General features: G+C 46.0%; 13 protein-coding genes. 8 read left to right on the top strand and 5 right to left on the bottom strand.

Annotated features, from left to right (window positions below; all coding sequences use genetic code 11):
* Nucleotides 1-194: 194 nt before the first annotated feature.
* A complete protein-coding gene (locus C4S60_RS16810) occupies nucleotides 195-1,994 on the bottom strand; it encodes an ABC transporter ATP-binding protein/permease (RefSeq protein WP_103881523.1) in 1,800 nt (599 codons plus the stop codon).
* A gap of 539 nt (nucleotides 1,995-2,533) precedes the next feature.
* On the opposite strand from C4S60_RS16810, the gene C4S60_RS16805 reads away from it, so the two are divergent.
* Entirely contained in the window at nucleotides 2,534-5,101 is a 2,568-nt protein-coding gene (locus C4S60_RS16805; RefSeq protein ID WP_103881522.1) for a glycoside hydrolase family 3 protein, read from the top strand.
* 38 nt (nucleotides 5,102-5,139) lie between these two features.
* Here C4S60_RS16805 and C4S60_RS16800 read toward each other — a convergent pair whose 3' ends face one another.
* On the bottom strand, nucleotides 5,140-6,036 hold the full coding sequence (locus tag C4S60_RS16800) for a LysR family transcriptional regulator (RefSeq protein WP_103881521.1): 897 nt from the start codon (nucleotides 6,034-6,036) through the stop codon (nucleotides 5,140-5,142).
* 148 nt (nucleotides 6,037-6,184) lie between these two features.
* On the opposite strand from C4S60_RS16800, the gene C4S60_RS16795 reads away from it, so the two are divergent.
* The gene (locus C4S60_RS16795) at nucleotides 6,185-6,625 is read left to right on the top strand and encodes a PACE efflux transporter (protein WP_103881520.1); all 441 of its coding nucleotides are present in this window, start codon (nucleotides 6,185-6,187) and stop codon (nucleotides 6,623-6,625) included.
* Nucleotides 6,626-6,692: 67 nt separating this feature from the next.
* On the opposite strand, the gene C4S60_RS16790 is transcribed toward C4S60_RS16795, so the two are convergent.
* Together C4S60_RS16790 and C4S60_RS16785 are read right to left on the bottom strand one after the other, a co-directional pair.
* Nucleotides 6,693-9,467, bottom strand: a complete 2,775-nt coding sequence (locus tag C4S60_RS16790; RefSeq protein WP_103881519.1) for a glycoside hydrolase family 3 protein — start codon at nucleotides 9,465-9,467, stop codon at nucleotides 6,693-6,695.
* 32 nt (nucleotides 9,468-9,499) lie between these two features.
* Nucleotides 9,500-10,249 carry a type 2 periplasmic-binding domain-containing protein gene (locus tag C4S60_RS16785; protein ID WP_103881518.1) on the bottom strand — a complete coding sequence of 250 codons (750 nt, stop codon included), beginning with the start codon at nucleotides 10,247-10,249 and terminating at the stop codon, nucleotides 9,500-9,502.
* 531 nt (nucleotides 10,250-10,780) lie between these two features.
* Between C4S60_RS16785 and C4S60_RS16780 the strand changes: the two genes are divergently transcribed.
* The 6 genes from C4S60_RS16780 (at nucleotide 10,781) to C4S60_RS16755 (ending at nucleotide 19,900) form a co-directional block, all read left to right on the top strand.
* Nucleotides 10,781-12,424, top strand: coding sequence for an ABC transporter substrate-binding protein (locus tag C4S60_RS16780; RefSeq protein ID WP_103881517.1), 1,644 nt, complete (start codon nucleotides 10,781-10,783; stop codon nucleotides 12,422-12,424).
* A 64-nt stretch (nucleotides 12,425-12,488) separates the two neighbouring features.
* Nucleotides 12,489-13,463, top strand: a complete 975-nt coding sequence (locus tag C4S60_RS16775) for an ABC transporter permease (protein WP_103881516.1) — start codon at nucleotides 12,489-12,491, stop codon at nucleotides 13,461-13,463.
* An 8-nt stretch (nucleotides 13,464-13,471) separates the two neighbouring features.
* Nucleotides 13,472-14,461 (top strand): ABC transporter permease, encoded by a 990-nt coding sequence (locus tag C4S60_RS16770; protein ID WP_103881515.1) that lies wholly within the window; start codon nucleotides 13,472-13,474, stop codon nucleotides 14,459-14,461.
* A complete protein-coding gene (locus C4S60_RS16765) occupies nucleotides 14,461-15,414 on the top strand; it encodes an ABC transporter ATP-binding protein (protein ID WP_103881514.1) in 954 nt (317 codons plus the stop codon). The genes C4S60_RS16770 and C4S60_RS16765 overlap by 1 nt, the downstream gene beginning before the upstream one ends.
* A 10-nt stretch (nucleotides 15,415-15,424) precedes the next feature.
* A complete protein-coding gene (locus tag C4S60_RS16760) occupies nucleotides 15,425-16,396 on the top strand; it encodes an ABC transporter ATP-binding protein (protein WP_103881513.1) in 972 nt (323 codons plus the stop codon).
* 54 nt (nucleotides 16,397-16,450) lie between these two features.
* Complete coding sequence (locus C4S60_RS16755) at nucleotides 16,451-19,900, top strand: hypothetical protein (protein WP_103881512.1); 3,450 nt, start codon at nucleotides 16,451-16,453, stop codon at nucleotides 19,898-19,900.
* Nucleotides 19,901-20,031: 131 nt separating this feature from the next.
* Here the strand turns inward: C4S60_RS16755 and C4S60_RS16750 are convergent, their stop codons facing one another.
* On the bottom strand, nucleotides 20,032-21,039 hold the full coding sequence (locus C4S60_RS16750) for a LacI family DNA-binding transcriptional regulator (RefSeq protein WP_103881511.1): 1,008 nt from the start codon (nucleotides 21,037-21,039) through the stop codon (nucleotides 20,032-20,034).
* Between the last annotated feature and the right edge of the window lie 363 nt (nucleotides 21,040-21,402).

Genomic DNA, 21,402 nt, shown 5'->3' with positions numbered 1-21,402 from the left:
CAAGTAAACTCGCCCTTTGGGAGCTCATCAAGGTGCCCATTTCTGCGTCAAATAGCTTCGAAAGGGAATAGCCATTCCTTCAACTATTTTCCTTGAACTGAACACCTTGATGCAGCTCTGAGTCCTGCATCTTGAGGTCACTTGAGTATAGTCACTTAAATTGCGCTTACAGCGCGCTGTATTAGATTCCTTTTTTAAGGGAATGACGAGGTTATTTTTTGGTTGCTCAGGTGTTTAAACTGAAGCTCGACCAGTCGCCGATATAGTTCACAACTGCTGAGTAGTGAATGGTGATCACCTACATCGACTAAATGGCCCTGATCAAGTACCGCAATCTGGTCGGCATGTTGGATCGTCGACAACCGATGAGCAATGATGATGGTTGTTCTCCCGGTCATTAGCTCCTCTAGCGCCTGCTGAACGTGATGTTCGCTTTCACTGTCCAATGCGCTGGTGGCTTCATCGAGTAGCAATATTTTCGGATCTTTGAGAATAGCGCGGGCGATGGCGATTCGCTGACGTTGACCACCGGAGAGTCTGACACCCCGCTCCCCCAGAAAACTGTGATAGCCTTCTGGCAGTTGTGAGATAAACTCATGAGCGTGGGCTTTCTTCGCTGCGGCTATTACTTCCTCATCCGTCGCGTCAGGATTTCCATACCGAATGTTATGGTAGACATCATTGCTGAAGAGTGCGGGTTGCTGCGGCACAAGTGCCATTTGGCGACGAAGGGCTTGAGGGTCAAAGCGACGAATGTCTGTGCCACCAAAGGTGATCGCACCTTGCTGTGGGTCATAAAACCGCTGTAGCAGCTCAAATAACGTCGTCTTGCCTGCTCCAGAAGGGCCCACTAGTGCCAGTACTTTGCCTTCTTCAGCTTTCAGTTGCAGTTCATCCACTGCTGCCACACCAGGTCTTGAAGGGTAGTGGAAGGTAACCTTATCAAATGCAATTTCCGGTCTGAGTTGGTGTGGAGAAACCATATCTACCTCTGGAGCAATGATATGGCTTTCCACTTTAAGGATCTCAATCAGGCGCTCTGTGGCACCTGCCGCCCGCTGCAACTCGCCGAGAACTTCGGAAATGGTTGCGAGGGAAGAGGCGACCATAATGGCGTAAAAGACAAATGCACCAAGATCGCCGGCGGACATAGTACCTTTTATGACATCACTGCCGCCCACCCATAACATTCCTGCGATTGCACTGAACACGATAACGATAACACCAGAGATCAGGATAGCTCTCTGTTTCACCCGTTTTCGACCAATCTCGTATGCTCTTTCTACCTCGCCCGAAAATGAGATTTTTTCCTGCGCTTCATAGCTGTAACTCTGAACCGTTTTAATGTGTTCAATGGCTTCACCCGCATAGCTGCCCACGTCGGCCATCGAATCCTGACTCTGGCGGGAAAGTGCCCGAACCCGACGTCCATAAAACAGGATGGGCACCAGAATAAAGGGTACCGATGCCAGAACAATCAGAGTAAGTTTGATGTTGGTAGCAAACAGCATGATTACAGCCCCCATACACATCAGTGCACTGCGCATGGCCATTGAAAAGGAGGAGCCTATAATACTTTGCAGCAAAGTGGTGTCAGTAGTCAGGCGTGACATGATCTCACCGCTGCCATTGGTCTCAAAGTAACTGGGGTGCAAGGTGACAATGTGATTAAACACCGCAAGTCGAATGTCCGCGCTCACTCGTTCGCCAACAGAGGAAACCAGATAAAAGCGAAAAAACGTACCGATCGAGATGCACAGTACCACCAGTAAGATGAACTGTATCGCGCTGCTCAGTTGCTCTGAAGATTGTTGTGCAAAGCCTTGATCAATCAAAATCCGTACGCCATGGCCCACAGACAGTGTTAACGCTGCGGTGCAGATAAGGGCAACCAGTGCCGCTATGACTTTGTTTCTGTATGGTCGAACAAATTTTAGCAGTTCCAATAGAATGCCTAAATTCTTACGATTCTGTTTTGGGTCAGTGTCTTGCATCGTGTTGCCTTGTCGTTATTTTTTTTAAACGTCCACTGTATTCCACAATAGCAATGTTGGCGCTTTGAAGGTAGTTTTCGCCATGAAATGACCTTAAGCAGTGATATGCGGATATTGCTTTGTTTCCTTGTAACTGATTGTTTTTATAAGATTAAGCTTAACTATTTCATAAATAGTTTCACGGTAAGGTTTGATTTTGTGTAGGGTTTCTGAGTTTTCAAAATTGGGTATCCGGCCACCTGGTCAGTGTGATGCAGATCACATCTACTTCAGTTTTTACTCGATACTATTCTAGCGCCCAGAATCCGGTATTTTTACGTTATTTGAGTCTATATCGGATGTCTCTATCTGCGTTGGTGTGCTTAACTTTATGAGTCGGAACAGATGCGAAATGAGCACATTATTTACACCATATTCGGGGGGCTGGCCCCCGGATAAAGCCGGAATGTTTACTCTATTTACCACAAGCAGTGGAGGTGAGTCCGAATCACTTTACTCGCTGTCATTGGTTTATTTCATTTTTTATTCAGGAATCCAAGATGTCTTACCAAATCCCTTATTTTAAAGACTGGCCTCGCATTCAGTCAGCCATTGCCAAAGATGATGTCATTGAGCAGGAAGTGGCGCGTATTCTGGCGCTGATGACCATTGAAGAGAAATTGGGCCAAATGATTCAGCCAGATCTCAGAGGCGTAACCCCTGAAGAAGCGAAACAGTATAAGCTAGGTTCAATTCTCAATGGTGGCGGTGCGTGGCCAAATGAAAATAAACACTCAACGGCTCAGGACTGGGCGGATAAGGCCGATGAGTTTTGGCATGCGATAGAAGAGGCTTACGCAGACAGACCGTTTCGAGTGCCCTTTATGTGGGCGACCGACGCTGTACACGGTCATAATAACGCCTTTAGTGCGACTGTATTTCCCCACAACATTGGATTAGGAGCGGCAAGAGATCCAGAGTTGATTGAAAAAATCGGAAAGATCACCGCAGTTGAAGTCGCGGCAACAGGACTCGACTGGACATTTGCACCTACGGTGGCGACGCCTCGAGATCTGCGCTGGGGGCGCGTCTATGAAGGCTATTCGGAAGATCCTGAGATTACCTATGGTTATGCGTCGAGAATGGTCAAAGGTCTTCAGGGGAGTGCCGCAGACCTGAAAGGGGAGCATCATGTCATCTCAAACGTCAAACACTGGGTAGGTGACGGTGGTACCCTCACTGGTATTGACCGAGGAAAGAATCTATACAGTGAAGATTTGTTGAGAAATATCCACGCTATGGGGTACTTCAGTGGGTTAGAGGCTGGCGCACAGGTGGTTATGTCGTCTTTCAACACCTGGGAAAATCCGGCCAATTATGATCATGACCCTGAAGAGGGAGAGGCATACAACTACAAAATTCACGGCAGCAAGTACTTATTATCTGATGTGCTGAAAGACAAAATGGGTTTTGATGGGCTGATAGTGACAGACTGGCATGGCCATGCAGAAGTCAGTAAGTGTTCCGATGGCGATGCAACTTACGCGATCAATGCCGGAAACGATATTCTAATGGTGCCTGTCCATAAGCACTGGATAGCGGTCTACCACAAAGCTCTGGAAGATATTAAGTCGGGTGTCATCCCGATGGAAAGAGTGGACGATGCTGTCACACGAATTCTCCGAGTAAAAATGCGTGCCGGACTCTGGGAGAAACCGTCTCCTAAACAGCGTGCTTTGGCAGGAAAACAGTCTTTACTAGGTGCTGATGAACACCGTGAGGTTGCGAGAGAAGCAGTGCGTAAGTCTCTGGTATTATTGAAGAATAAGAACCAGATCTTACCTCTTTCCAGTGATCAGAAGGTGATTCTGACAGGCAGTGCAGCGGATGACTTGCAAAAACAGTCTGGTGGCTGGAACCTGACCTGGCAAGGTGATGAGAATACACTGGAGGACTTCCCAGGCGCAACTACCTTCAAAATGGCGCTGATCAATGAACTCGGAGGTGACAATGTCACTTACGACCCTTTGCTTGAGACAGAAGTTAAACCGGGTGATGTGGCGATTGTGGTCATTGGTGAAGATCCGTATTCAGAAATGATGGGGGACATTAAGGCCTGGCAGACTCTGGAATTTGGTCAGCTCAAGCGTAGTTACCGCCCAGACGTAGAGAAAATACGCAGGCTCCACGATTGTGGCGCCAGAATTATTACCGTGTTCTATAGCGGCCGCCCGCTTTATCTCAATGAAGAGATAGCCCGTTCCGATGCATTCGTTGCTGCGTGGTTACCGGGCAGTGAAGGAGAAGGGATCACGGATGTATTGATTGGTGACGTCAACGCCCAGCCTCGTTATGATTTTCAGGGCCAGCTTTCATTCAGTTGGCCAAATAAGAAACGAAGTGCCACCGTCAATCGTATACCTTTGCATATCCCGGATTATCAAGTGCCGGCACTGGAGCAGTCGCCAAAAGGGGAACATGCACCACTGTTTGAATACGGTTATGGTCTTAACTATTCGGATTCTCTGCAAACCCGAGATCTGGACCATATTGCTATCGATCAGTCTGACCAGAAAACAGACGGTATGGCCGAGCAGGCGCTGGAACTGTATGGGGTGAAGTCGACCATTGGTGATTTCCAACTTAAAGTTGCGGATTTCGTTCATTGGATTGGTAGTGATGTGTCTCGGAACAACCCGATGTCTCTAACGACGATTGACACTAAGCCTTACAATTACCAGCAGCAGCAGGATGCGGTTGAACTGACCTTTAAGGGAGGTTTTGCTGCCGCCTACATTCAGACGGGTGACGGGGGAGTGGAAGATCTTTCTGGTTATGGCTCTGCAAAAGGCAAGCTGAGTTTTGAGGTCAAAGTATCACGATTACCAACTCAGCCCGTTTATCTTGCTTTGCAAAAATGGACAGAAAACAAGTTAGATGAAGACGTGGTGGCCCTTGATATCACCGATAAACTTCAGGTGCCAAGGCAATTTGTGACCATTGACGTTCCGGTGTCCAGCTTTGCTTCTAAGGGTATTGAGCTGAAATATCTGGATACGCCGTTTATGTTATTCAGTGAAGGTGAGTTCACCACCGTACTTGCCAACATCCGCTGGCATAACGATTAGTCAATTTAAGCGCAAAGCCCTAATCATCGGTTAGGGCTTTACTCCCAATGGTCATCAATAAATTGATGTTTTTGCAGTAACTCTATGAGTTCTGACAATACCGGACCGTTCGAATGGCTTCGCGATACCAGACAGCCGACGGTGGTCACCCAACCACTTTTCTCATGCGCAACAGGGAGTACCACCACCTCGTTATGTTGAATGCTCTGTTTGAGTAGCATCTCAGGCAGATTTGACCAGCCTATTCCTTCAGAAACCATATCGACCAGAGTTTTGTGGTCATTGGCATACCAGATGTTGGAACTGATGCCATAAGTGAACCACAACTCTTTTTTTTCCGAGCTGCGGTGAACACATTGGCAATAACTTTTCAAATCTGAGTCTTTAACAATGGGTAAGCTTGCCAGTTCGTGCTCAGGCGCGACGACGGTGAGAAATCTTGCCTGCCCTAACACGAAGAAATCCATATCGACTTTAAGTTCTCCATCCGCGTAGACGATACCCATTTGTGCTTTTTGTTCTCTGACCAACCGTTCTACGTCGAACGTTGAGGCACAGATAAGCTCAAAATTTGTGATGGGAAATTTTGCTGCTAGTGGAGCGAGTATCTTGAGAAAACTCTTATCCATCAGGCTTTCATCGACGGCGATAGTGAGTTCGTGCTCATAGTCTTTGGATAAAGAATCTACTTTTTGATCGAAATACTTCTGCTGATTCAAAATAGAACGAGCGATGGGCAGCAGTGCTTTGCCATTCTCAGTCAATTGAGGAATATTCTTGTCACGACTGAATAAGGTCTGATCGATGGCGATTTCAAGATTGGCAACGGCCTGACTCACACCTGACTGTGCCCGCTTGAGTTTACGCGCTGCAGCGGAAAAAGAACCATGTTCACAGACAGCGACAAAGATTTTGAGTTGTTCAAAACTGTACATTAGTTTCTCTTCGAAGACCTGACTTTCCAATCAATGCCCTTAAGGCTATCACTAAGTGTGATAGCTGTTAACTTTCTTTTGTTTTCGTCGTCGTCATAATCGGCACATCTAATATCGAAGGTGTAAATATATTCTAAGGAGGTGAACGATGGGAGCGTTTGAAAGAGTCTTTCATTCGGTGCTATTTGAAGTGCTGGCGGTATCTTTTACTATCGTTGGTCTATCAGTTTTTACAGATCATGATCTAAGCAAATTATCAGGAACGATGATAGTCATCGCCACTATGGCCATGTGCTGGAACTATCTTTTCAATCTAGTGTTCGATCATTTTGTAAAAGGAGAGAAAATTAACCGTACCATGGGGATAAGAGTGGTTCATGTAGTGCTGTTTGAAGCGGGGTTACTTGTGCTTACTGTACCGGTGATGGCTTATATGCTGCACGTAACGCTTTGGGAAGCGTTGGTGATGGACGTTGGTGTTACAGTCTTTGTGACGATTTACGCTTTCATTTTCAATCTGAGCTATGACCACGTTCGTGCGTGGATTGTCAAAACACGTTGTCAATCAAGGGTCACAGTAGAGTACTAGAGCTGAAAAAGCCGCAATACCCAAACATGTGGGAATTGCGGCTTCACTGTAGCCTGTCCGATCAACCTCAGTCAACCATCGACAAGTTAAGCTGGTGGATTACCAGTCCTGGTTTAACGAAATCAACCGCTAGCTTGTAATATCCGGACGTCAACCTGATCTGAAGCCCATCCACCGCAATGACTTCGCCATCAGTACCATTGATAGACAGCGACATGCTGAACTCGTCATTGATACTCAGACTGCAAGAAGACTGAGCGAGGGAGTTTCTATCGTAACTCATCGTCGCCGACACTTGATACGTGCCGCTTTGCTTTACGTTGAGCCACTTTTCGACATTGGCACCGCATTCCAGTGATATGCTGTCGTTAATGCAGATACTTTCGCGTTCTGTAATAGTTTCAATAGCCTTGAATGCTTTGATAGGTTCAAAAGGTTTCAGGGGACGTTCCATAACAGGGGCATTCATGACAAAACGGCAAACGTTCATGGCACAGCGCTGCAACTCACCAAGTGTCAATGTGCCGTCTTCCAACGCTTGAAGCGTATTGTCTTTCATAGGGTTGGTTTCTGCGCCCTCGTTTCCTACCACCATATAGAGGTCGTTTTGAGCTCTGACCATGTACGAGGTAAATGACTTATCTTCTTTGCCTGCATCAATTGGGCTATTCATTTTGGCCCACCAGTCAGACATGACAATACCGTCAAATCCCCACTCATTTCGTAGTATGGTGGTATTAAGATCATAGTTAGATGCTCCCCAATGACCATTGATTGGGTTATAGGAGGTCATGATTGTGGTGGCACCGCCTTCTTTTACCGCCATTTCGAATGCCTTAATATGCACTTCACGCAGCGCGCGTTCAGACATAATGCTGTCGACATCCATCCGAGCGGTTTCCTGATCGTTAGCCGCGAAATGCTTGATGGTTCCAGTTACGCCAGCGTCTTTTAATCCTTTCACCTGCGCCGCGGCCATCACGCCGGTGAGTAGGCTATCTTCAGAGAAGTACTCAAAGTTACGGCCATTTAATGGGTGACGGTGGATATTGATGCCTGGCCCCAAGAGTGTGTCAATTTGATAAGCCAAAAGCTCCTGGCCGAGTAAATTGAACAAATACTCGTTGAGTTCACTGTTCCAAGTACAACCCAATAACGTTCCTATCGGCAACTGCGTGGCTTTGTGGCCGCTGTCCATTCTGATCCCGGAAGGCCCGTCAGCAGCGGCAGCAACAGGAATACCAAAGCCAAATAGCGCGTCAGACACACCACCAAATGCCGCTGCAGTCCCAGGGGTGACTTTAGGGCTGCACATCCCTTCGCCACGTACAATGGTGGCCAACTGTTTTGATGATAACTGGGCGATGAAGGCTTCCATTGAGGCATGTCCTTGCTTGACATCAATGAGCTTGATGCCCTTGTCACCGGTTATTGTCAGCGTTTGTGGCAGGTTTTGCTCAATTCGCTCTTTGAGAGAAATCGTACGCATCGGTGCGGCTTCGTAACCGACTTGGTAATGACCACTTTCTGCTTTAGCTGCCGGTTTCATTCGGTCAAATGACGAGATAGGCGCGAGCGCTTCCGTCAGCTTTTCCACGATACGAAGCTCGGTGACTTCAAAGCTTGCGTCCAACAGGTGTGCCTGACGAACATTGTCGCCCGAGTAGAATCGGTACTCGCCTGCCTCAAGTACGTAGCAGCTTTTTGCACCACTTGCGCCGCTATCATCGTAAGAGGCGAGTTGCGATACGGGAACAACAATGCGAACCAGTTCGCTTTCGCCTGGTGTCAGTTCCTTAGTCTTGCTGAATCCAACCAGAGCACGTGCGGGCTTACCTAAATTACCCTGTGGTGCCTCTACATAGAGCTGAATTACTTCTTTGCCTGAGTGAGAATCACCTTTATTGACTACTTCGAAATGGAAGTGCAGCTCTTCAACGCCGTTTTTTTCGACAGTTGCAAATGAAATCAGTTTTTGGCTGAACGGAGTGTAGGACAAACCAGCGCCGAATGGATATTGAACGGCTTCCGGTTTAAAGGTTTCGAAATATTTGTAGCCAACATAAATGTCTTCAGCATAGTAATTTTTGTCGAGGTTACCGAAGTTGGCGGAAGAGGGATAATCTGACAGTTGATGGGCAATAGTGTCTGTCAATCGACCGCTTGGTGATACTTCGCCAGTCAGAATATCCGCCAAAGCGTGACCACCCTCCATTCCAGCGGCCCAGTTGTAGAGCACAGCCTTAATGGATTGCTTATCGGCGAGAGTGTTTAGCCATGACATGTCGATAATATTGGTGACATTGAGCACGATGATCACGGTGTCGAAATGTTGCGTTACCGTGACCAACATGGCGTGCTCTGATTCCGTTAGGCGATAGCTTCCAGGCTTATCGGCATTATCCTGATCTTCTCCGGCGGTACGTCCAATGACAACAATTGCGCAATCACTCTGTTGTGCGGCTTGCTTAACTAATGTGTCGTCTAGCGGCATTTCCTGTTGGAACCAAGGCTCCGCGGCCCAGCCACCACCGCCATCATCAAATGGGTGATTCTGTACCCATTGAGCATATACTGCGGCTAACGACTCGTTGAGCCTAACGTTGCTGTTCTGGCGAAGCCCTTCTGCAATGTTAATGGCGTAAGGGACATTCACTGCCCCCCCTGAACCGGTACCACTTCGATAGGTGTTAATTTGGCAGCGCCCGAACAGGGCAATTTCGGTGCCCTTTGTAAATGGTAGAGCCTGATTGTTTTCAAGTAGAACGATACCTTCTGCTGCAGCTTGGCGGCTAATAGGTGCGAGCTTTTCTTTAGCGGCTTCTAGCAAGGCTTTTTGCATGTTTAAAATCCCAGAATTTTATTGTTTTGGATTTAGGCGATAAATGGGTTATTCAGTAGTAAACGTTGTCGATTATCAAGAGAAAGTTTGGTTTCGAAAGAACCAAAATAGCGAGAATAGAGCTCAGAAAAAGCACCACTGCGGCTAATTTCCTCAAACCCTGCCATTAATCGTTCAGCCAGTTCAGGCAGATCAGCGTTCACATAGAACACCAATGGGAAGGAGTATTCGATCATGACATCGGGGGCCATGATGATAGCGTCTTTGTCGATTACCCGGTTCTCATAAATATCGAGTGCTTCGTTGGCACCAAAGCAGACATAATCAAACTCACCATCCGACAGACGCTCAAACACATCTTCAAATGATCCGCTTTCAATGACATTAAACTCATTCTGGCGGTAGAGTTCGGCGTCCACCCATGTCTCTGGGACACCGCATTTCGCAATTCTCAACTCAGCTGGATTGCCGAAGCGGTTGAGTTCGCTTCTGCGAATAAACGGGATTCGTTGTCCCAAAAGGTCTTTGGTTATGGAGTAGGGTAACTCGATAAAGCGCTTTCCAGCGAATTTTGCATTTCCCTTCACAGTGACCAGAACATCTGTGCCGTTCTCAAACACATTGCCTTCATCTTCAGCTGAAGGGTAGTCAGTCAGATCATTTATGATAGACGTATTGGTTCCAGAACTTTGGGTTGCATTTAACAGCAGTTCAAGTAACTCAAACTCATAAAGCTGTCGATAGGAAGACTTGTTGCCATTCCAAAAATTAATCTCATTCATAGTGACATCTAAAAAGTAAGCGGTTTCTTTAGTGTGATGCTATCAGCTTTTGGCTTTTGCAACAGTGGCAGCGTCACAAATCGGAATATAAATAAAACTAAAATTGTTAAATTAATTTAAAACAACAAGTTATGTTTAAATTTTGATAAAAGTGTAATCAATTATTCCACTTATGTATCCGTTCTGTGGTCTCTGCTTTGGTTAAGCGCTTACTTAAAAGTTAAGGGGATCACATTTCTAGTAAGTGTTGGGTGTGCCCTATTTCCTGCTGTTAACTATATGAATTATATGGATTTAATCTTATTGTTGATTGGTTTTTAGTCAGAGGGTTTTGTTTAACTTATTGATTTATAAAGGTTTATAAATATGTGATCGAGTCGGTACTTCTCTCCAGGCGCTTTGTCATAGCTTGATTCTTTGCATAGCATTATCCAAAGAAAGCGCTTTCATAGAGTTTCACCCCCCTCGCATGAATTCATGTCTGCTCTACGGAAAGTGCTTCTATTCACTCTTATACTAAAGGACAAAGTGATGCAAAAAAGAACATTTATCGCCTCAGTTATTTGTGGTGCATTGTTTGCCGGAAACGCAGCTGCGGTACAGGCAGAAGAGATAAAGCAGGGTGGTACATTAACGGTACCAATCATCAATACCGGGTTTGTTGATAACTTCAACCCCTACACAACGAAGGATTTGCTACACGGTATTATGTTTGAACCGCTAATGGTGTTCAACAACATGACTGGCGAAACGAACTGGCGTTTGGCTGAGTCTGCAGATTATTCAGATGATCTGAAAACCATTACTCTAAAACTACGTGACGGTCTTAAATGGTCTGATGGCAGCGCACTGACTGCGGAAGATGTGGCTTTCAGCTTTAACATGACAAAAGACGCGCCAGCATTTGACCAAAAAGGTATTTGGTCTGCAGGCAACCTACAATCTATTGATGTGGTTGACGCGAAAACGGTTAAGTTTGAGCTAAAAGAAGCTGATTCAACGTTTATCTGGAATCTTCCTGTTTATCACATCGTACCAAAAGCAGTTTGGAGCAAAGTGGATGATCTGACTACGTTCACTAACCCGAATCCAATCGGCAGCGGGCCAATGACAGCTGTTAAATACATCAAGCCTCAGCAAATGGAGCTTTGCCGTAACGACAACTACTATCTTGAGAACCGTCCTTACCTGGATTGTGTAACTTTCCGTTCTTATAACGACAACTCTCAAATTCAGCCTGCGTTGATCAAAGGCGAAATCGACTGGGGTTCAAACTTCATCGCTGACATCGAGTCTACTTTCGTACAGCAGAACCCAGAGAATCACCACTTCTGGTACCCAGCGAACGACGCGATTCACCTATACGTGAACACTAAAGAAGCACCATTTGATGATATTCGTGTTCGTAAAGCACTTTCTATGGCTCTTGACCGTGATGCTATTGTAGATATCGCTGCTTACGGCTACCCAACAGCAAACTTCAACGTTGGTGGTATCGGTGAACTTTATAAGACCAGCATCGATGAGAACGTAAACAAGAAGTATGCGGACATCACCAAGTTCGATCCTGAAGCTGCAATGAAGCTTCTGGACGAAGCGGGCATTAAAGACCGTAATGGCGATGGCATGCGTGATGATGCATCAGGCAAGACTGTTGAGTTTGATATCGAAGTAGTAAACGGCTGGACTGACTGGATCCAAGTAGTTCAGATGGTTACTGAGTACTATGCAGAAATCGGCATCAAAGCAAACGTTAAGACGGTTGACTGGGCGGTTTACGACAGCAACCTGAAAGACAGCAAGTACAAGATGTCTATCAACTGGTCTATGGTAGCGACTAACCCAATTCAGGCTTATCAGGAGTACTTCTCTACTTCGCGTATCGGCAAGACTTGGCACGCAGGTCACGGCGTTCATAGCCCAGAGATCGATGCATTGATCGATAGCTTCGGTAAGACTGGTGATACAGCTAAACAGCAAAGCATCATCTCTGAACTGCAAGAGTTCACTGCAGAGAATCTGCCGTTTATCCCTCTATTCTCTAACCCAACTTGGTTCCAGTACAACTCTTCTAAGATTGTTGGCTGGCCAAGTGAGAAAGACCCATACGTTCAACCAGTATGGTATGACGGTGGTAAGCGCGTAATTATTCTTAATAACTTACACCTTAAGTAAGCGCAGTCCTTTGGGGTCATCGCTTTGATGACCCCTGATTATTAAGATTCTTATAGGTACTATTATGTCGTTTTTAGCTCGCCGGTTTGGTTTCTATTTTACAGCGTTTGTTATCGCTATCTCTTTTAACTTTATGCTACCTCGTTTGATGCCTGGTGACCCAGTAGATGCGCTTTTCGCTGCCGCTCAAGGTCGAATGGATCCAGCTCAAATGGATGCGGTACGTGAAATGTACGGCTTTGTAGATGGCAATATTTTTGTCCAATACATCGCTTACCTGAAAAGTGTCTTTACACTTGATTTAGGTCCTTCAGTATTGATGTTCCCAGTGAGCGTTTCTGAAGTGATCGCTATGGCACTACCATGGACTATGTTTCTAGCACTGGGTTCATTGATTGTAGCGCTAATTATTGGTGTGAGTATCGGTACTTACGCTTCTTATCACCGTGAAGGCTTTTTTGGTCAGGTTGTTCCGCCAGTTCTCGCCTTTATCAGTAACTTTCCGTATATCGTAACTGCACTTCTTCTTTTCTACTTCTTTGGTTTGAAGATGGAACTGTTACCGTTGGCTTACACATACGATCCGTCACTTGAGCCTGCTTTCACGTTAGAGTTTATAGGTAGTGTTGCGAAACACGCTATTTTGCCTGTGGGTTCCATGGTAGTTGTGGGTATCGCAACTTGGGTCTTCAACATGCGTAACGCAATGATCAACGTGTTGGGTGAAGATTACGTAACCATGGCAGAAGCAAAAGGTCTTAGCAGCTTCCGTGTGATGTACCGTTATGCAGGACGTAACGCTATCCTTCCGGTTGCAACCGCAATAGCAATGGCGATTGGTTTCTCTTTTGCAGGTTCGATCATGACCGAAGTAGTATTTAACTACCAGGGTCTGGGTAACATTCTTCTTAAAGGCATTATTGCTCGTGATTACCCTCTGATTCAGGCCATTCTTTTAATCTTGGTTACTGCTGTACTAACGGCAAACTTCATCGCCGACCTACTGTATGTTTGGCTTGACCCACGTATTTCTAATTAGGGTGCATTATGGATAAGTTTTTTGATGCTCACAAATATGATAGCCAAAGTAAGCTGGCTGTGAGAGAGCCTAAATTTTCTTGGAAAAACATCAAGAAGTCGCTAGGTAAGGTTTACGCATTTTTCTACGGTAACCCACCAGCAATCATCGGCGGCCTGCTGCTATCGATTGTTCTGGCTGGCGCTATTTTTGCTCCAGCACTTGCAACGCATGATCCAGAGCGACGTGTTGCAAGACCTCACGTGGCACCGAACGCAGAACATGTTCTAGGTTCAACACGTAGTGGTCGTGATGTTTACAGTCAGGTGCTGTACGGAGCACGCAAGTCTCTTACGGTTGCTTTAACTGCTGGTGTCATTGCGATGACTATCGCGGTTCTGGTTGGTGTATCCTCGGGCTACTTTGGCGGTAAAATTGATGACCGTCTGAACTTCCTGACGAACGTATTCCTGGTATTCCCGCAGTTACCATTATTGATTGTTTTAGCGGCATTTTTAGGGCAGGTGGGGTCCCTTGTTATTACGGTGTTATTGGGGATAACCTCCTGGCCCTGGGGCGCGAGGGTTATCCGATCTCAAACGATGGCGATCCGTAATAAAGAATTCATTATCTCTGCAGAAGTAATGGGTGAATCTAAAATCCGAATCATCCTGGTAGAAATTCTGCCAAACCTGATTTCGATTGTATTTGGTGGCTTCCTTGGCACGGTAATTTACGCGATGGGTGCTGAAGCCGGTCTGGGTATTCTGGGCTTGGGCGATGCAACTGAAGTGAGCTGGGGCTCAATGTTGTACTGGGCACAAACATCATCGTCACTGTACACAGGTGCATGGTGGGAAATGTTAGTACCAGCGTTTGCATTGGCTATCACAGGTGGTGCACTGGCATTGGTTAACATGTCAATTGACCAGGTTAGTAACCCTAAACTTCGTACCGGTCCACACATTAAACTTTGGCACAAGCTGAAGAAAGAAGCAGACAAAAAGAGAGGTCTATAATGAGCACTCTATTAGAAATCAATAACTTGTGCGTAGACTATGTCTCTCCAAACGGTGTGGCTCGTGCAGTAAATAACGTAAGCCTGAAGATTGCAGAAGGTGAGACGCTAGGCATCGCCGGTGAGTCTGGTTGTGGTAAAAGTACGCTAGCTTTTGCAATTTCTCGTCTCCATAAAGCGCCCGCACTGATTTCAGAAGGTGAGATCCTTTACAAAGGTGAAGACGTTCTGAAAATGAATGACCGTAAATTACGTCAGTTCCGTTGGAACGATGTATCGGTGGTTTTCCAGAGTGCGATGAACTCACTTAACCCGGTTATTACCATTGGTGAACAGCTAACAGACGTTATTCTGGCGCATAAAAAGATCCCTTATAAACAGGCTCACGAAAAAGCGGTTGAGTTGCTGTCCATCGTAGGTATTCACGGTGACCGTATGAGCAGTTTCCCTCACCAACTGAGTGGTGGTATGAGACAGCGTGTGGTGATTGCCGTTGCACTGGCTTTGGAACCAAAACTGATCATTATGGATGAACCAACAACGGCACTGGACGTGGTTGTAGAACGTGAAATCCTGAACGAACTCTACGACCTGAAAACCAAGTTTGGCTTCTCAATTCTGTTTATCAGCCATGACTTGAGCTTGATGGGTGAAATTGCTGACCGAATTGGCGTGATGTATGCGGGTAACCTGATCGAGTTGGGTGATGCTCAGCAAGTCTTTGGCGCACCAGAGCACCCATACACTAAAGGTCTGGTATCATCATTCCCAACAATTCATGGTCCAAAGGAACGCTTGTACGGTATTCCTGGTAACCCTGTAAACCTACTGCAAATCCCTACGGGCTGTAACTTCCAGGAACGTTGTGGTGAGTGCGTTGAGAAGTGTAGAGAAGTTGACCCAACACTAACTAAGCTTGCGAACGGTCGCCAAGTGTCTTGCCATATGGTTTGAGGAATTAACAATGGAAAATAAAGAAGTCATTCTGTCAGTAAAAAACCTGGTGAAAGATTTTCCGTTAGGTCAATCAGTGAAAAGCAATCTGATGCGCGCGGTTAATGATGTATCGTTTGAGCTTAAAAAAGGTGAAGCACTGGCTATCGTAGGTGAGTCTGGTTCTGGCAAAAGTACCGGCGCACGTATCCTGACGCAGATTTATGACAAGACAGACGGTGAAGTTCTGTTTAAAGGTCAACCTGTTGATGAATACATTAAAGAGAACGGTCAGCTAGAGTACTCTCGTCAGGTACAGATGATTTTCCAGGACCCGTTTGGCTCTCTGAACCCGGTTCACACGATCTACCATCACATTGCTCGTCCTTTGCTGATTCACAATCGTGCCGACAAAAAAGCTATCCCTTCATTGGTTTACGACTTGCTAGAGCTTGTTGGCCTGACTCCGGTGAAAGAGACTGCAGAAAAATACCCTCATGAGCTGAGTGGTGGTCAGCGTCAGCGTGTCGCGATTGCGCGTGCGATAGCGGTAGACCCGGATGTCATTCTGGCTGATGAACCGATTTCAATGCTGGATGTGTCAGTTCGCCTGGGTATCTTAAACCTAATGGCTGATCTGAAAGATAAGCACGGTATTTCGTTTATGTACATCACGCACGATATTGCGACTGCTCGTTATTTTGCAGAGAAAACGGCGGTGATGTATGTCGGCCATATGGTTGAGTGGGGAAACAGCGACGACGTAACGCAAAATCCACAGCATCCATATTCAAAGCTATTGCTATCTGCTGTACCAGAAGTAGGCAACGCAGGTCGTCGTGACCTGGAAGTGAAAAAGGGTGAAATTCCTCTTTGGAAACCTTCAAGTGTCGGTTGTCCGTTTGCTACCCGATGCCCTAAAGCGACAGAAATCTGTACTCGCGAAATGCCTGCAACTTCGCAAATCTCAGAGCAGCATTTTGTACGCTGCCACAATATGTAATTTTTTTTAATTTTTCGCTTTAAGAAAGCGCTTACAAAAAGAAGTGACTTAATTATGGAACAATCTCAAGCTTTAGTTAGCGACAAAGTAGCGGGACAGTTTGTAGACCTGAATGGTGAACGTTACTACAAGATTTCTAACGTTGACCAAATGGCACCGTTTTTTATCAGTGTAGTTTCTGCAAGTAACCACTGGCTATTTATTTCATCGACTGGCAGCTTGTCTGCGGGTCGTATTCGCCCAGAAAATGCGCTATTCCCTTATCGCTCAGTGGACCATATCCATGAGAACGCGCAGAACACGGGCTCAAAGGCAATCATTAAAGTGAACAAAGGCGACGGTAAGGTTGCACTTTGGGAACCGTACAATGAATTTCATGACGGTCTATATGACGTTCAGCGCAACATCTATAAGAATGCTATCGGCGACAAAATTGTATTCGAAGAGCTGAACAATACTCTGGAAGTAGGCTATCGCTATAGCTGGAGTTCAGGTGACCGTTTTGGCTTTGTTCGTGAGACCGAACTGGTTAACTTATCGGACAAATCAGTTTCACTTGAAGTCATGGATGGTATTCAGAACTTGCTGCCATCTGGCGCACCGCTTCAGGCACTGCAAACTCGCAGTGCGCTAGTGGATGCTTACAAGTGGAACGAGCGTGTTGGTGAACTGCCGATGGCCACGTACAGCATGTACGCAAAACTAAGTGACCGAGCAGAACCTGCAGAGTCATTGCGTACAACGGTTGTGTTCTCACTCGCTGAACAGGCGCAGACAGTACTGTTAAGCGCTTCTGAACTGGCTCGTTTCAGAAAAGGCCTGCCTTTTGAAAATGCGACACTGACACGCGGCGAACGTGGTGCTTATTTTGTTCATCAGGCAGTTGAGTTGGCGGAAGGGGCAAAAGAGACCTGGGCCATCGTTGCCGACATCGATAAAACGCATTCAGATGTCACTAGTATGAAGAACATGTTGGTACTGGAAGATGACCTGCTAGACACTGTCCATGCGGACATCGATAGCAACAATCAGGAGCTAAAACTGCTGATGTCTGGCGCGGACGCTTGGCAGCTAACGTCTTCTGAAGAAACCAGTGTCCACCACTACGCGAACGTACTGTTTAACAACATGCGTGGTGGCGTGTTTGTCGAAGGTTATCAGTTAGAAGTTGCAGATGTGAAAGAGACATTTGCTCGCACCAACAAAGCGGTGACAGAGAAACATAAGGCATTCCTGAGCGCGTTACCAGCAACTATCAGCCATCCAGAGTTAGTCTCACTAGCAAAAGAGACAGGTGATAGCCAACTAGTGCGTCTGTGTTACGAGTATCTGCCACTGACGTTTGGACGCCGACATGGTGACCCAAGCCGTCCTTGGAACCACTACGAAATCAAGGTTCGTGATGAAGAAGGTCAACGTTTGCTGGCTTATCAGGGTAACTGGCGTGACATCTTCCAGAACTGGGAAGCGATTGCACTGAGCTATCCGAACTACATCAGTTCTTTTGTCGCTAAGTTTGTTAACGCATCAACGATTGACGGCTACAACCCTTATCGCATTACTAAAGATGGCGTTGACTGGGAACTGCTTGAACTGGACGATCCGTGGAGCAACATTGGTTACTGGGGTGACCACCAGATCATTTATCTGTTGAAGTTCCTGGAACTTGCTGACAAATATCAGAGCAATGATTTGATTAGTTGGTTGACAGAAAACAACTACAGCTACGCAAATGTACCTTACGAGCTATGTGGTGTAGAGCAACTCTTCAATAACCCGAAAGATACTGTGGCGTTCAGCACTGCGAAGCAAGAAGCGACAGAAGAAATGACCAAGGTATTGGGTAGCGATGGTCGTCTTGTATTGGATGCTGACGGTGCGGTTTACCATGTGAACCTGCTAGAGAAACTGCTGGTTCCTCTACTGTCTAAGTTGAGCAACCTGGTTGTTGATGGTGGTATTTGGTTGAATACACAGCGTCCAGAGTGGAACGACGCGAACAACGCTATCGTTGGTAACGGTTTGTCTATGGTGACACTGTATTACATGCGTCGCTATGTGACTTTCATGCAGAAACTACTATGCCGCGCGCCGGTTAATGTTGAACTGTCCAATGAAGTGTCTACGTGGATGCTAAATACGATTGAAGTATTGTCTGACGCGGCAGCTACGATTCGACTTAAAGATGTTGATGCCAAAGCACGTAAAACGTTGCTAGTTAAGCTAGAAGAAGCAGCAGCACAATATCGCGAGGAAGTATACCAGCAAGGTTTCTCTGGCAAGTCGGTACTGGATATGAGCAAGGTAGAAAGCCTGCTTAATGTGTCACTGACACTACTTGACCAGACGATTCACAACAACAAACGTGAAGACGGCCTGTATAACGCCTACAACATCCTTGATGTTAATGCTGATGAGGCACGTGTTGAAGAGCTTTACCCAATGCTTGAAGGGCAGGTGGCAATTCTGAGTGCGGGTATTCTTGACTCTAAACAAGTTATTGCTCTACTTGAAAATCTGTTTAACAGCGAGATGTATCGTGAAGACCAACGCAGCTTTATGCTATACCCTGATCGTCAGTTGGCTGGGTATATGCAGAAGAACCAGGTAACGCGCGACGTTATCGAAGGTAATCCGCTGCTTAAAGTGATGTTAGACAACCAAGATAAGCGCATTGTCTCTGAAGACATTGAGCGTAAAGTACACTTCAATGCAGACTTTGAGAATGCCGATGTACTAAGACAACGCATTGCTGCTGTGAAGGGTGACTACCCAGAGTATGGTGACAAGGAGTGGCAACAAGTCCTAGACCTATATGAGGAAACATTCAACCACAAAGCCTTTACGGGTCGTTCTGGTACTATGTTTGGTTATGAAGGTCTTGGTTGTATCTACTGGCACATGGTTTCTAAACTGCTACTTGCGGTTCAGGAAAACTATCAGCGCTCTTGGGTTGAGTCCGGTGACAGTGAAGAAACGCGCAAGCTTGCGGAGTTCTATTACAAAGTTCGTGAAGGCATTGGTTTTAACAAGACGCCAGAAGTGTATGGTGCGTTCCCAACAGACCCATACTCTCATACGCCTAAACAGGCGGGTGCTCAGCAGCCAGGTATGACAGGGCAGGTGAAGGAAGAGGTTATCACTCGTTTTGGTGAGCTGGGTCTGCTCGTTCAGGATGGCGAAATCCAGATTGATCCAAGCCTTCTGTACGCTGGTGAGTTCCTGAGTAAAGACGAAGAGTTTACCTACTACACCATGGACCATGCGAAGGCAGCGTTCACTGTCAACAAGGGTGAACTGGCCTTTACTTACTGTCAGGTGCCGTTTGTCTACCAAGTAGACGACAATGTTCGCGATGTATCGATTGAACTATTGATGAGCAGCGGTGAGTCTAAGTCGGTTCAATCGCATATTGTACCGGAGAGTTTGAGCAAACAAATATTTAATAGAACGGGTGCAATCGATAAAGTGATTGTGACGATTCCAAAAAGTAGATTGCTATAACGAAATATAAAGAAAAGGGACCTCGATGAGGTCCCTTTTTTAATGCCAGATTGTTGGTTTTTATTATTTTGTTAGCTCTTGAAATTTTGAAAGATATTTAAATCTTAGTTTAAATTAAAGGCTTTCACTATTTAACGATTGAGGTTTTTAACTGAGCCACGCACAACAACTGTCGGTGCAATAGGATCATTACACAAGTTCGCACTTTTTTTATTTTGAACAATCGCCATTACTTTCTGCGCTGCCATTTTTGCCATCTCATGAATTGGGAAGTCAATGGTTGTCAGCCCAGGAGTCATGTGTTGACCGAAAGAAACGTTATCGAAGCCGATAATAGAAATGTCTTCACCAACTTTAAGGCCGCGTTCTAAGCACAGAGTGTATGCCGTCATCGCAATGTTATCGTTCATGCAGAAAATGGCCGTGAGCGGTATGTCTCTGTCCAGCAACCTTCTGATCGCATCGTGATTGCATTTATGGTCGAATCGACCTTCAACAACCGCGTTAGGATTATACTCAACACCATAGTGACTCAGGGCGTTTCTGAAGCCTTGTAGGCGGTCTCTACTGTCCACTTTACTTAACTGACCTGTAACACAGCCAATCTGAGTATGACCGCATTTGATAAGGTGCTCAGTCGCCAAAAAACCACCTCGCTCGTTATCTATCCAGATGCAACGTTCAGCAATCTCTGGAATGTAGCGGTTAATAAGGACAGTCGCTTCCACTTCGTTAACGATATCCAGCAACTCACTGTCGGACAGGGTATCTGCGGTCAGAACCAACCCGTCCACTTTCTTAGAGCGTAAGAAGCGAATGGATTCATGTTCCTCATCATACTCTTCGTGTCCACTTGTAATGATAAGATGGTAGTTCTCTGCGCGAACCACTTTCTCTACTTCATGCATCATTGGCCCATAAAACGGACCGTCAAGAGTACCCACCAACATACCGATACTGCACGAGCGGTTTGACGCTAGTGCTTGCGCGAACGCATTCGGTTTGTAGCCGAGTTCTTCAATCGCAGCAAATACTTTCTGCTTATTCGTCTCTTTTACCGAAGCATGGCCGTTTAGCGTTCTTGATACGGTAGCTTGGGATACTTGAGCAAGTTCTGCGACTTCTTTTATGGTAATCAAACTTATATTCCTATTATTTCAATCTCATTGAAATCACGGAGATTCCACTGTTATTGGTGGCCAAAATTATACACCAGAACCTTTTGTTCTCCGCGGTAAATTTTACTCACAACGATGCTGATAAATGGAAATGTGATCTGAGCAACCTATTGCCACTGCAGGCCTCAAAGGGCGTTTTATGAGCAAAAGTGACCCAGTGCACGGAAAATCAAGAAAGCGCTTTCTTTTGGGGGATGATGATCAAAGTTTGTAAACTCATGTGTCTGGAGGCTATATACACCTATGAATTAGGGAGGTACTATAAAACTCAACAAGGTGACAGAGCAAATCTACTGCATCAATGATACGAAGGTGCTTTTTTTA

The sequence above is a fragment of the Vibrio hangzhouensis genome, assembly GCF_900107935.1.
Taxonomy (GTDB): domain Bacteria; phylum Pseudomonadota; class Gammaproteobacteria; order Enterobacterales; family Vibrionaceae; genus Vibrio; species Vibrio hangzhouensis.
Note: the sequence above shows the minus strand (reverse complement) of the source record. Positions and strands in the feature narration are given on the sequence as shown.